The sequence below is a fragment of the Enterobacteriaceae bacterium ESL0689 genome (assembly GCA_029433525.1).
Lineage (GTDB): Bacteria > Pseudomonadota > Gammaproteobacteria > Enterobacterales > Enterobacteriaceae > JAQTIF01.
The window spans coordinates 1,104,449-1,117,369 of sequence record JAQTIF010000001.1 but is presented as its reverse complement, the minus strand read 5'-3'; the positions used below and the strand labels follow the sequence as shown (position 1 = coordinate 1,117,369).

Genomic DNA, 12,921 nt, shown 5'->3' with positions numbered 1-12,921 from the left:
TATGAGCCATGTCTCTTTGCCGGATTTTTTAAAAACCGAGCCCGATGGTACGCTGGAAGCGGTTGCTGAACAGTACAACACCACCTTGCTGGAGGTGGTTAAAAATCTGCCGGTCAAAACGATTGTTCCGGGCGATCAGTTCGATGCAATCTGGGATACCGTCTGTCAATGGGGTTCGGTCACAACACTGGTTCATACTGCCGATGTCATCCTCGAATTTAGCGGTGAGCTTCCTTCCGGCACACACCGTCACGGCTACTTTAACCTGCGCGGTAAAAAAGGCATGACCGGGCATATCAAGGCCGGAAACTGCAGCCATATCGCGCTGGTTGAACGTAAATTTATGGGTATGGATACCGCCTCTATCCTGTTCTTTAATCAGGCGGGCGCGGTGATGCTGAAAATTTTCCTCGGTCGCGATGAACATCGCCAGTTACTGAGTGAACAGGTCAGCGCCTTCCATGCCCTGGCAGCCTCCCTGCAGGAACAGAACTTATGACCCCGTGGTTACTGTTCGGCGCAGGCGGCAAAGGCGTGGGCGCAGCAACACTGGCACTGGCGCTGGCAGAACAGCGCCCGGTGGTGGCTGTTGTGCGTGATCCTGAGGCTGCAGCTCAGCTGCAAAAAAAAGGCGTCAACGTCTTTCAGGGTGATGCCTGTGACGCCGGGGTCGTGCATGACGCCTGCCTGGCTGCGGGCCCCGATGCGCTGATCATCTCCTCAATGGGGGGCAATCAGGAGTATCAGGCTCACCGTACTGTGATTGATGAAGCAGAAAAAGCCGGTATCCGACGGATGATTCTGGTCACCTCACTGGGATGTGGTGATAGCTGGTCATTTTTATCGCCGCGTGCCAGAAACGCTTTTGGCCTGGCGGTGCGGGAAAAAACCCTGGCGGAAAGCTGGCTGCAAACCAGTCAGCTGGATTACGCTATCCTGCGCCCTGGCGGTCTGCTTGATGGCGACGCGACGGGGCAGGCACAACGCTTCCAGCATCAGGAGTGTCATGGTTTTGTCAGACGTGCGGATGTCGCGGCACATATTCATGCCCTGGCCTGTGCTCCGGCACTCGACAACCAGATTTACGCTCTGATCGAGCCAGAATTGAAACCGGCGTAATTATCGCGTGGCACGGAATTTCTGTGCCACACCACGTCACTGGAGTTGCTCGTGCTCAAGTATTCGTTCTCTTCTGTTACAGTACTGACCACACTTTCGCTATTGCTGGTCGCCCTGATGTTGTTCGCGGTCAGTCAGGGAGCATTGAATATCCGCCTGGCTGATCTTTACGATGGAGAATATCGCGACATCTGGCTTAATATTCGCCTGCCAAGAGTGCTGTTAGCGGTGCTGGTGGGCGGGGCGCTGGCCACCGCAGGGGCCATTATGCAGGGGCTGTTTCGCAACCCCATGGCTGATCCCGGACTGCTGGGCGTCAGTAGCGGATCGGCGTTGATGGTTGGCATGTCCATTGTCCTCACCCTCCCCTTACCGGCCGTTTTACTGCTCTATGAACAGATGATTTTTGCAGTCATCGGTAGCATCCTGGTCTGCACGATCATTTTTTTGATCAGCCAGCGACGCAGCCATACTGGCATGGTGCAATTACTGTTAGCCGGGATTGCGATCAATGCCCTTTCCGGCGCGGCTATCGGTATCCTCAGTTATATCGGCGATGAGCAACAGCTGCGCCAGCTGACGCTATGGATGATGGGCAATCTCGGACAGGCACAGTGGCCGACGCTGTTAGTGGCGGCGTCGTTTATCCTGCCCGCCATAGCGATAACGCTCTTCTTTGGCAATACCCTGAATCTGTTACAGTTGGGTGATGAAGAAGCGCACTACCTCGGCATCAACGTCAAACGCCGCCGCCAGCAACTCTTAGTATTGAGTTCATTACTGGTCGGCGCAGCCGTCTCAGTCAGTGGCATTATTGGCTTTATTGGCCTGGTGATCCCGCATCTGATCCGTATGACCATCGGGGCCAATCATCGCTGGCTCCTTCCCTGCTCAGCGCTGGCCGGTTCCTGTTTGCTGCTGTTAGCCGATACCTTAGCCCGCACTCTGGTACAGCCCGCAGAGATGCCCGTGGGTTTACTCACCAGTCTGCTGGGTGGCCCCTATTTCTTGTGGTTAATTCTCCGCAACCGGAGGCCATCATGATAGAAGCGCGCAATCTGGTTTATCTTGCGGGCGATCGGCGTCTGACCGATGATGTTTCCCTGACCTTACCGGGCGGTGAGATTGTTGCCATCCTCGGGCCAAACGGCGCGGGAAAATCGACCCTGCTACGACAGTTAACCGGCTATCTGCAGCCACACAGCGGGCAATGCTCGATGCTGGGAAAACCGCTGACGCAATGGTCGATAAGCGAACTGGCAAAAACCCGCGCAGTGATGCGCCAGCATAACCATATCGCCTTTCCGTTCAGCGTGCAGGAAGTGATCCGGATGGGCAAATATTGCCGTCACGGTCATCATTCGGGTAATGAAATCCACCATATTATGCAGTTATGCGGTTGTCATGAACTGGCTGCGCGTGACTACCAGCAACTGTCCGGCGGTGAACAACAACGGGTACAACTGGCGCGCCTGCTAGTGCAGCTGTGGGAAACGGTCCCCTCGCCCAAATGGCTGTTTCTTGATGAACCCACGTCAGCACTGGATATTCACCATCAACAACAGCTCTTTCGCCTGCTACGCCAGCTGGTACACGAGCAGCAATTTAACGTCTGTTGTGTGATCCATGATCTCAACCTTGCGGCACGCTATGCCGACCGCGTGATATTGATGGAAAAAGGCCGGATTGTTGACAATGGAAAACCCCACACGGTACTCAATCAGGAGACATTAACCACGCTGTATGGCGCGGATATCACCATTGTCAATGATCCCGCAAACCATTCACCGTTGATTGTCCTCGACAGGTAACAACCTGTAAATCATCCTGTTAACTGGCCCTGCTGAGGGTCAGAACCACAACGATACCCGGCCGCCTCATTCAGACACCCGGTTTAGGGCTATGCTGGAGAGAGCCACAACGCTGCCAGCGACGATAATCAAAAAAGTATTTGCCCTCGGCATGGTAAATACTTGACCTTCCCCTGACGGGAAGGTTTACCCTGTATGATAAGAGCCTTCCCATCAGGCGTTATTGACGCAGCCAGTCTGGACACGGACAGCGCGGAGAAACCGCAGCGTACACGGAGTACGTGAGGATTTCGAGCACTCCCCAGGGGCAAAATGGCAAGTAAAATAGCCTGATGGGCCAAGCGCTAAGTTAACCATCCGATAAGGAGTTTTCTATGTCACAAACCATCGACCTGAGCCTGGAGGGCTTATCCTGCGGTCACTGTATCGGCCGTGTCAAAGCCTGCCTTGAGCAACGCCCTGACGTTGAACAGGCAGAAGTTACCCTGACGCACGCACATGTCACAGGCAGTGCCAGCGCACAGGCACTGATTGATACCATTAAACAAGCCGGATACGAAGCGACGCTCAGCCACCCAAAAACTAAACCGCTGGCAGAATCAGCCACTTCGCCGGAAGCACTGACAGCGGCTACGGCAACGCTTCCGGCACCGCATGATGATGAAGAGAGCTATCAGACACTGCTGATTAACGGGATGAGTTGCGCCAGTTGCGTCTCGCACGTGCAAAAAGCGCTGGCTGCTGTGCCAGGCGTGGTTAAGGCACAGGTCAACCTGGCTGAGCGGACTGCGCTGGTAATGGGTCATGTGCCAGCCAGCGCATTAGTACAGGCGGTAGAAAACGCGGGCTACCGTGCCGAAGCGATCGAAGATGATCTCCAGCGCCGCGAACGCCAGCAAGCGACAGCGACCGCCGCCATCAAACGCTTCCGCTGGCAGGCGGCTATCGCCCTGCTGGTCGGGGTGGTGGTGATGCTCTGGGGGATGACTGGCGATCATATGACGGTCACGGCAGCGAATCGCACGCCATGGCTGGTAACCGGCGTAATAATCCTGGCGGTGATGATCCTCGCGGGCGGTCACTTCTACCGTAGTGCATGGAAAAGCCTGAAAAATGGCAGCGCGACCATGGATACCCTGGTGGCGCTCGGCACCGGTGTTGCCTGGCTTTACTCGATCAGCGTTAACCTGTGGCCTGACGCCTTCCCGCTGGCCGCACGCCATCTCTACTATGAAGCCAGCGCGATGATTATCGGCCTGATCGACCTCGGCCATATGCTGGAAGCCCGTGCCCGCCTGCGATCATCAAAAGCGCTCGAAAAGCTGCTTAACCTGACTCCCCCCTCAGCACGCGTGGTGACAGAGGAGGGGGAAAAAATCCTCCCCCTCGCCGCGATTCAGCCAGGAATGACGCTGCGACTGACCACCGGGGATCGTGTCCCTGTTGATGGCACCATAAGCCAGGGCGAGGCATGGCTGGATGAAGCGATGCTCACCGGCGAGCCACTGCCGCGCCAGAAAAATACTGGCGACACGATCCATGCCGGTACGGTTATGCAGGATGGCAGTGTGCTGTTTATCGCCCGTGCTGTCGGTAGCCACACAACCCTGGCGCGGATTATTCGTCTGGTACGTCAGGCACAAAGCAGCAAGCCAGAAATCGGCCAGCTGGCCGACAGAATCTCCGCCATCTTTGTGCCGGTAGTGGTCGCCATTGCCCTGTTCAGTGCCACTATCTGGTTCTTTTTTGGCCCGCCGCCACAAATTATCTATAGTCTGGTGATCGCCACTACCGTGTTGATTATCGCCTGCCCTTGTGCCCTCGGACTGGCGACACCGATGTCGATTATCGCCGGTGTCGGACGGGCGGCAGAATATGGCGTACTGGTGCGCGATGCCGACGCATTACAACGTGCCAGTCAGGTCGATACTCTGGTGTTTGATAAAACCGGCACCTTGACCGAAGGAAAACCGCAGCTGATCGCGATCCAGACCCTGAACGGTGCCGACGAAGCGACGGTATTACGGCTTGCCGCCGCACTGGAACAAGGTGCCAACCATCCGCTGGCGCGGGCCATCAGCACCAAAGCCGCCGGGCTGACACTCCCGGTGGTCGATCATTTCCGTACTTTGCCGGGGCGCGGGGTCAGTGGCGAAGCCGAAGGCCATACCCTGTTGCTGGGCAGTCAGGCGCTGTTTGATGAGCGCGGCATGATTAACCACACGCTGGCCGATGATATCAGCCATCAGGCGGCACAGGGGGCAACGCCGGTTCTGCTGGCGATAGAGGGTCAGATTGCGGCTCTGTTCGTTATTCGCGATCCCTTACGTCATGACAGCGTGGCGGCGCTGGCACGCCTGCGTCGTCAGGGCTACCATCTGGTGATGCTGACGGGAGACAATCCGACCACCGCACAGGCGATCGCCAGAGAAGCCGGGGTGGAGAGCGTGATTGCGGGCGTTTTACCGGAGGGAAAAGCGGATGCTATCCGGCAATTGCAAGAGCAGGGAAAGCGGGTGGCGATGATCGGCGATGGAATTAATGATGCCCCGGCGCTGGCGCTGGCGGATGTCGGGATCGCGATGGGAAGCGGCAGCGATGTGGCGATTGAAACCGCCGCCATGACATTAATGCGCCACAGTTTGCAGGGGGTCGCCGACGCGCTGGCGATTGCCAGAGCCACGCTGCGTAATATGCGGCAAAATCTGCTGGGGGCGTTTATTTATAACGCGCTGGGTATTCCGATTGCGGCCGGGATCTTATGGCCGCTGACCGGAACTTTACTGAATCCGGTGGTTGCTGGCGCGGCGATGGCGCTCTCCTCCATTACGGTAGTGAGTAATGCCAACCGCCTGCTGCGTTTTAAACCACAGGACTAGATGTTATCCCCCATACGCGCTAGCATGAGAGCTTCAACCGGGAGAGCGCGTATGGGCTGGCTAAACCAAATATCACTGCGATGGCAGGCCGCCATGAGCACCACTTATCGCTGGCCGGCACAGGATATGATGCTGCCTGAACAGCGTTATCTGCATCTGGTTGGCGGTATTCACATGGGAACCAGCGAGATGTCCCCCCTGCCTGCCAGACTACTGAAAAAGCTGCACCAGTCTGACGCGCTGATCGTCGAGGCCGATATTACCCGCGATGATGCCCCCTTTGACAACCTCGCCACTTATCCGCCACTCGCGGAGCGCCTGAACGCTGAACAGCTGGCCAGGCTGGTGGCACGCACGGCTGAATTAGGCGTTTCCATCACGCTGTTTGACCGGCAGCCACTGTGGCAGATTGCCATGATATTACAGGCAACTCAGGCGCAGACCCTGGAATTACGCCCGGATTACGGCATTGATTACCAGCTTCTGATTGCCGCACATCAGCACAACATCCCGGTGATTGAACTGGAAGGGACGGACAGCCAGCTGACATTACTACATGCCCTGCCCGATAACGGGCTGACATTACTGCTCGACACCCTGACGCACTGGCATACCAATGCACGGCTTTTAGAGATGATGATCGGCTGGTGGCGTGGGTGGCAACCTGACGACGATAAGCTGCCGTTACCTTCGACCTTTAGTCAGCCGCTGCATGATATGCTGATGCAACAGCGCCATCTCGCCTGGTGTCAAAAGCTGCTGAGCCTGCCATCCGGGCGCTATATCGTGGCTGTCGGTGCCTCACATTTATATGGTGAGGGAAACCTGCCTGAGATGATAAAAGAGAGACAATTAACAGGAACACTATGACCCCGGCTATTAAATTACTCGAAAAAAATAAAGTCGCGTTTACCCTCCACCATTACGATCATGATCCCGACGAGACCCACTTCGGTGACGAAGTGGTACGTAAACTGGGACTCAATGCGGATCAGGTTTATAAAACCTTGCTGGTGGCAATTAATGGCGATAGCAAACATCTGGCAGTCGCTGTCACGCCGGTTGCCAGCTCTCTGGATTTGAAAAAAGTCGCTAAAGCGCTGAATGTGAAAAAAGTTGATATGGCCGATCCGCTGGTAGCACAACGGGTCACTGGCTATCTGGTTGGCGGGATCAGTCCGCTGGGACAGAAAAAACGCCTGCCGACTCTGATTGACATCTCGGCTCAGGGGTTTGCCACCTTGTATATTTCCGGTGGCAAACGCGGGCTGGATATCGAACTGACAGCGGGTGATCTGGCGCAACTACTGTCAGCCCGATTTGCTGATATCGCGCGCCACGACTGAAGCGCGCGATGGTGCTGAAGTCGCTGGGCATTACTGCCAGCGCACTTCATCCTTTGGATCAAAGGCAGCGGCATCCAGCGGGGAGTTTTGCTGGATATACTCTTTCAGCACTTCCGCATCAATAAAACCGGTATTGATATATCCGGGTTTTTTATCGATAACAGGATAGCCATCTCCACCGGCAGCATTAAAGTTCAGGGTCGCCATGCGGTAAATTTTTGCTGGATCAATCGCTTCCCCTTTGATTTTTAAATCATTGAGCTTGCCGTTTTTCGCAGTAAAGCTGACATTGAAGAACTGCGGGTAAGCACCAGAATCCGGCTGCAGCTGCGCCACCGCCGTAAGATACTCGGTGACTTCCCGACCACTCATATCGACATACACCAGCACATTACTAAACGGCTGAACTTTTAGAACATCTTTATAGGTGATATCGCCCGCTTCGATAGAGTCGCGGATACCACCACCGCTCATCACCGCAAAATCCGCCTGCGCCCGTGCCGTCTGTGCCGCCAGCAGCAAGTGCCCCATATTGGTCTGTACAAAGCGCACTTTGCTACGATCGCCCTCAAGATGACCATTGACACGACCAATTTTAACCTCTAACTGAGCCTTCCCTTTATTCTGGAATGGCGTCAGCAATGACAGCATCTGCGCGTTTTCAGCGATTTGTGGCGTATACAATATCCGCTCGCTCTGGCCATTATCGTAGGTCACTTTCTTCTTCAGATTGACCGGCAGCAACTGATAGCGCACCAGTTTCATATCACCATTGCGGAACTCAAAATCAGCACGGCCAACATATTTTCCCCATTCGTGCGCCTGCACAATCCAGATGCCGTTCTGTTTATCCGGCACGCAAGGTGTGCCTGGCACATAATCAACCTGTTTTTTATTCTCCGCCGCCATGCAGACCGGGTCCTGGGAGTGACCGCCGATAATCATCGCCAGCGATCCGGCAGGCAGACTGCGTGCCATCTCGACATCACCCGGCGCATTAGAGCCGTGATGACCGTCATCGTAATGACCCATATGGGTGGCAGCGAGGATCACATCAGGTTTTTCACTCTGCTGTAAGGTCTCAATCGCCCGTCTGGCTTCATCTGCGGGTTTACGAAACTCAATGTCGGTAAAAAAATCCGGATTTCCCAGCTTCACGGTGTCATCGGTGGTCAGGCCAATAACCGCGATTTTCAGGCCATCGCGCTTAAATATGGCCCACGGCTTAAACAGACGCTCGCCACTGCTTTTCTGGTAGATATTGGCCGACAGCAAGGGGAAGTTGGCCCATTTCTCCTGTTGCCGCAGCACACTCAGCGGTTTATCAAACTCGTGATTACCGATGGCCATCGCATCATAGCCCACCAGATTCATACCACGAAAATCGGGTTCAGCATCCTGTAGATCGGACTCCGGCACACCGGTGTTAATATCGCCGCCCGATAACAACAATACGCTACCACCGGCAGCGGCAACCTCTTTGCGGATATCATCCACCAGCGTTTTCTGTGCGGCCAGGCCATATTCGCCATAATCATTGCGCCAGAAATGGCCATGATGATCATTGGTGTGCAAAATGGTGAGTTTATAGGTTTTATCCTGCTCATAAGCCTGCGCGGACAGACTTCCCAGCGCCAGTGTCGCGAATAAAGTCAGTGCCAGACGGTGTTTTTTCAGATGCATATTTTCCTCCCTGACGGAATGAATAAACACTGGAATTATAACGAGTTAAAACATCAGACCAAGCAGTTTTCCGCATTGATATTGACTGTGCGATTAAGCGCCTGGCCCAGCAGACGTTATTGGCGCAGCCAGTCTGGACACGGACAGCGCGGAGAAACCGCAGCGTACAGGTAGTACGTGAAGATTTCGGGCACTGCCCAGGGCCAAAATGGCAAGTAAAATAGCCTGATGGGCCAGGCTCTAACAATAGGGCGCCGTCAGCGTGACCATCATCGTAATATGCCGTTCATCCGCATTCAGTGCCGGGATATAGGCATATTTTTCACCGCCAGCGGCAAGGAAAAGCGCCTGATACTGTAGCGCGACCTCTTCCAGGGTTTCCAGACAATCCGCCGCAAACCCCGGACAGATAACCTGAATATGTTTGACGCCATCTTCAGCCAGCTTTTTGAGTAGCTCATCGGTATAAGGCATAAGCCACGGTTCACGGCCAAAACGTGACTGAAAGCTCATCATGACCCGTTGCGCTGGCAGGCCCAGCGCGGCAATCAGCGCACGGGTGGTATCGCGGCAACGTTGTGGATAATCATCCCCTTCGTCAGCATAGCGCTGAGGAATGCCATGATAAGAGAGCAACAGCACATCCGGCTCACCGTGTTGGGCAAAAGAGCGACGTACCCGGTGGGCCAGTGCCGTGATATAGCTGGCCGCATCCGCGTAGTCGCGAATAAACGAAATACCCGGCATGGCACGCTTTCTGGCCAGAATGCGCGCCAGTTCATCCCATACAGCCGCCACGGTTGAACAGGAGTATTGTGGATAGAGTGGCAATACCACGATATGCGCCACCCCCTGTGCCAGCAGTTCATCCACCGCCTCATTCAGTGAAGGAGAACCATAGCTCATTCCTAACGCGACCGGCGTATTCGGAAGACGCGCCGCCAGGGCCTGTTGTTGCTGGCGGCTATAGACCAGCAGGGGTGAGCCGCCGTCCATCCAGATAGCCTGATATAATCGGGCCACACGCGGCGCACGGCGCGGCAGGATCACCCCGCGCAGTAGTGGCCACCATAACAGACGTGAGGTATCCACCACCCGTTTATCGCTGAGAAACTGCCGCAGATAGCGCTTTACCGCCCGTGGCGTGGGGGCATCAGGGGTGCCTAAGTTAACCAGCAGAATACCGGTTTTCGTTCGCGACATAACCACCTCTTGATGACGGGTATGGCAGATAAAGGTAGCGAAAATACGGGCGACGCTACCTTTACCAGGGGGCGCATCCCACCGATCAGCGGATGAGAATGCACAGGATTAGTTCAGGATCTTTTCCAGATCGGCGCGGACATCAGCTACCACTCTGGTGCCATCGACTTTTTCATAGCGAGTGTTGCCCGCCTGCGCTTCCTGCTGATAATAGCCGATCAGGGGGGCCGTCATCTGATGATACTCCACCAGCCGTTGACGTACCGTCTCCTCCTGATCATCTTTGCGGGTGGTTAACACTTCGCCGGTAACATCATCTTTACCTTCGACTTTCGGCGGATTGAATTTGATGTGATAAACCCGCCCGGAAGGGGCGTGTACCCGGCGACCAACGATACGATCGACGATCAATTCATCAGGCACAGCAAATTCCAGCACGTAATCGACGGCAATGCCAGCCTCTTTCATCGCATCCGCCTGTGGGATGGTGCGCGGGAAACCGTCCAGCAGGAAACCATTGCGGCAGTCAGGCTGTGCGATACGCTCTTTCACCAGCGCGATAACCAAATCATCAGTGACCAGCTTACCGGCATCCATAAGATCTTTCGCCTGTTTACCCAGCTCAGAACCCGATTTTACCGCCGCACGCAGCATATCGCCGGTGGAGATTTGTGGAATACCGTATTTCTCCATAATGAATTGAGCCTGAGTTCCCTTCCCCGCGCCAGGCGCGCCAAGCAGAATAATGCGCATTGCGAAAATCACCTCAAAAATATTAAAAACGCTAAACCATACCACCAGAACGATGCACGCTCAAGGCAACCAGGCTGATCGTGATGATTAATAACGTGTTTTAGCCGTCGATAGCGCGACAGCGGCAACAGTATCATTCAATGGCTATGCGGTTATGACAACCGGAAGTGCCCTTACCAGCATCATGGTGGAGGATCCCGCTGTCAGTACGAAAAAGATGTTATGATTTTGGGAGCCACTACAGAGTGATTGACTACGGGTATCTGGAAAAGTCCCACTTTCTGTTATTCACCCTGTATGACAAAGATCAGAAAGATGATTTAACCAAAGCACAGCGCGAAATGCTTGAACAGGCCAGGAGCAGAGGGCATTGATGAAAGAGCGTGATATTTTTAGCGAACTGCAGGAAGGCATGGCTGCGTGGGGAGCGTTTAATGGCGGCAAAAAAACGTTGCGAATGCACAAGGTCAGCATAAAACCCGTAACGATGACACCGGCTGAAGTGAAGGCGGTACGCGAAAAACTGAAGCTGTCACAGGCTGTTTTCGCCCAGTATTTACATACTGGCGTCACGACGCTGCAGAACTGGGAACAGGGACTCGCTAAACCTAATAGACAAGCCATTCTGCTTATCAAAATGATTGAGCACAATCCTGACACGCTGAACGAACTGGCAGCGCTGTAGCGCCACCAGAGGCATAGAGTACGCAACAATTTATGTTTTTACGCGGTTCATCCCCGCTGGCGCGGGGAACACAGTAATCTGAGGTAAGCCAATCATGCCAGTTTCGGTTCATCCCCGCTGGCGCGGGGAACACAAAGATAAATGTGCCGTAATTGTTAGATATATCGGTTCATCCCCGCTGGCGCGGGGAACACTGGCAGGCGCAGGGGGTGGATCAGGCCGCAGACGGTTCATCCCCGCTGGCGCGGGGAACACAGGCGTTGCGTTGCGGTTTTTTTCGAAGCTGGCGGTTCATCCCCGCTGGCGCGGGGAACACCTGAATCGCTGCGTCCATGAAAACCTGGCGATCGGTTCATCCCCGCTGGCGCGGGGAACACACCGTTACCATCGGTCTGACTGGTGTAGTTCTCGGTTCATCCCCGCTGGCGCGGGGAACACGCACCGTTGCGCCCGTCCGCATTGTGGGGAACCGGTTCATCCCCGCTGGCGCGGGGAACACAAGAATGTTATTCATCGCCTGCCGTTCAACGGCGGTTCATCCCCGCTGGCGCGGGGAACACGGGTTAATTGCTTCTGATTTAAATAACCTGATTGGTTCATCCCCGCTGGCGCGGGGAACACTATAAACCGATTAAATCCGTTACTCCGTCAGCCGGTTCATCCCCGCTGGCGCGGGGAACACCGGTAGAACCACTGTTTTTTCTTTGCAGCCCACGGTTCATCCCCGCTGGCGCGGGGAACACAACGCTCCGGCACTGCTGGAGCGTAAATTACCCGGTTCATCCCCGCTGGCGCGGGGAACACATCTGGCTCGGTCGTGCGCTGCTGATGAACCCCGGTTCATCCCCGCTGGCGCGGGGAACACGCTCAGGTGGTGGCAAGGCGTCAACGCCAAAACGGTTCATCCCCGCTGGCGCGGGGAACACTACTAAAGGACAGCAGCCAGGCAGGTTTCAGCCGGTTCATCCCCGCTGGCGCGGGGAACACAGTTGCTGACGCTGGCTAAATCCGACAACCCTCGGTTCATCCCCGCTGGCGCGGGGAACACCCGGCTGTCACTGATACAGATCTCCCCGATTTCGGTTCATCCCCGCTGGCGCGGGGAACACTGATGGTCACGCTGTCGTTAAATCGTTTGAGGCGGTTCATCCCCGCTGGCGCGGGGAACACCGGCGTTACGAAAGTTTTATCAGGCAAGTTGGCGGTTCATCCCCGCTGGCGCGGGGAACACACGGGTATCGGCAATGACGGTGCGACCGACACCGGTTCATCCCCGCTGGCGCGGGGAACACCGGTTATATAAAAAGTTTGTCATGTTTAATACCGGTTCATCCCCGCTGGCGCGGGGAACACGTCCCGGTACACCGCGCCACACCGCCAAAATCCGGTTCATCCCCGCTGGCGCGGGGAACACTCCCTACCACGTCCGCACTCATGCCGCG

General features: G+C 55.4%; 11 protein-coding genes and 1 CRISPR repeat array (1 of these 12 running past the window's edge). Of the genes, 8 read left to right on the top strand and 3 right to left on the bottom strand.

The features are described 5' to 3' along the window. Position 1: 1 nt before the first annotated feature. The 7 genes from hutX (at position 2) to ybaK (ending at position 7,155) form a co-directional block, all read left to right on the top strand. Positions 2-499, top strand: a complete 498-nt coding sequence (hutX, locus tag PT300_05540) for a heme utilization cystosolic carrier protein HutX (GenBank protein ID MDF7680100.1) — start codon at positions 2-4, stop codon at positions 497-499. Further along, positions 496-1,119: an anaerobilin reductase gene (chuY, locus tag PT300_05535; protein ID MDF7680099.1), complete on the top strand. Its 624-nt coding sequence runs from the start codon at positions 496-498 to the stop codon at positions 1,117-1,119. The genes hutX and chuY overlap by 4 nt, the downstream gene beginning before the upstream one ends. Positions 1,120-1,170: 51 nt before the next feature. Continuing rightward, on the top strand, positions 1,171-2,163 hold the full coding sequence (locus PT300_05530) for an iron ABC transporter permease (protein MDF7680098.1): 993 nt from the start codon (positions 1,171-1,173) through the stop codon (positions 2,161-2,163). Then, entirely contained in the window at positions 2,160-2,930 is a 771-nt protein-coding gene (locus PT300_05525; GenBank protein ID MDF7680097.1) for a heme ABC transporter ATP-binding protein, read from the top strand. The genes PT300_05530 and PT300_05525 overlap by 4 nt, the downstream gene beginning before the upstream one ends. 374 nt (positions 2,931-3,304) lie before the next feature. Continuing rightward, a complete protein-coding gene (gene copA, locus PT300_05520) occupies positions 3,305-5,809 on the top strand; it encodes a copper-exporting P-type ATPase CopA (GenBank protein ID MDF7680096.1) in 2,505 nt (834 codons plus the stop codon). Positions 5,810-5,860: 51 nt separating this feature from the next. Then, the gene (locus PT300_05515; GenBank protein ID MDF7680095.1) at positions 5,861-6,679 is read left to right on the top strand and encodes a TraB/GumN family protein; all 819 of its coding nucleotides are present in this window, start codon (positions 5,861-5,863) and stop codon (positions 6,677-6,679) included. Next, positions 6,676-7,155, top strand: a complete 480-nt coding sequence (gene ybaK / locus PT300_05510; protein ID MDF7680094.1) for a Cys-tRNA(Pro)/Cys-tRNA(Cys) deacylase YbaK — start codon at positions 6,676-6,678, stop codon at positions 7,153-7,155. The genes PT300_05515 and ybaK overlap by 4 nt, the downstream gene beginning before the upstream one ends. A gap of 30 nt (positions 7,156-7,185) precedes the next feature. On the opposite strand, the gene ushA is transcribed toward ybaK, so the two are convergent. The 3 genes from ushA to adk form a co-directional block, all read right to left on the bottom strand. Beyond that, the gene (ushA, locus tag PT300_05505) at positions 7,186-8,838 is read right to left on the bottom strand and encodes a bifunctional UDP-sugar hydrolase/5'-nucleotidase UshA (GenBank protein MDF7680093.1); all 1,653 of its coding nucleotides are present in this window, start codon (positions 8,836-8,838) and stop codon (positions 7,186-7,188) included. Positions 8,839-9,078: 240 nt separating this feature from the next. Further along, positions 9,079-10,041, bottom strand: a complete 963-nt coding sequence (hemH, locus tag PT300_05500; protein ID MDF7680092.1) for a ferrochelatase — start codon at positions 10,039-10,041, stop codon at positions 9,079-9,081. Positions 10,042-10,149: 108 nt separating this feature from the next. Continuing rightward, positions 10,150-10,794 carry an adenylate kinase gene (gene adk / locus PT300_05495; GenBank protein MDF7680091.1) on the bottom strand — a complete coding sequence of 215 codons (645 nt, stop codon included), beginning with the start codon at positions 10,792-10,794 and terminating at the stop codon, positions 10,150-10,152. 373 nt (positions 10,795-11,167) lie between these two features. Between adk and PT300_05490 the strand changes: the two genes are divergently transcribed. After that, the gene (locus tag PT300_05490; GenBank protein ID MDF7680090.1) at positions 11,168-11,479 is read left to right on the top strand and encodes a type II toxin-antitoxin system MqsA family antitoxin; all 312 of its coding nucleotides are present in this window, start codon (positions 11,168-11,170) and stop codon (positions 11,477-11,479) included. A 43-nt stretch (positions 11,480-11,522) separates the two neighbouring features. Continuing rightward, positions 11,523-12,921: direct repeats of the CRISPR family, unit length 29 nt; unit sequence CGGTTCATCCCCGCTGGCGCGGGGAACAC (it continues 644 nt past the right edge of the window).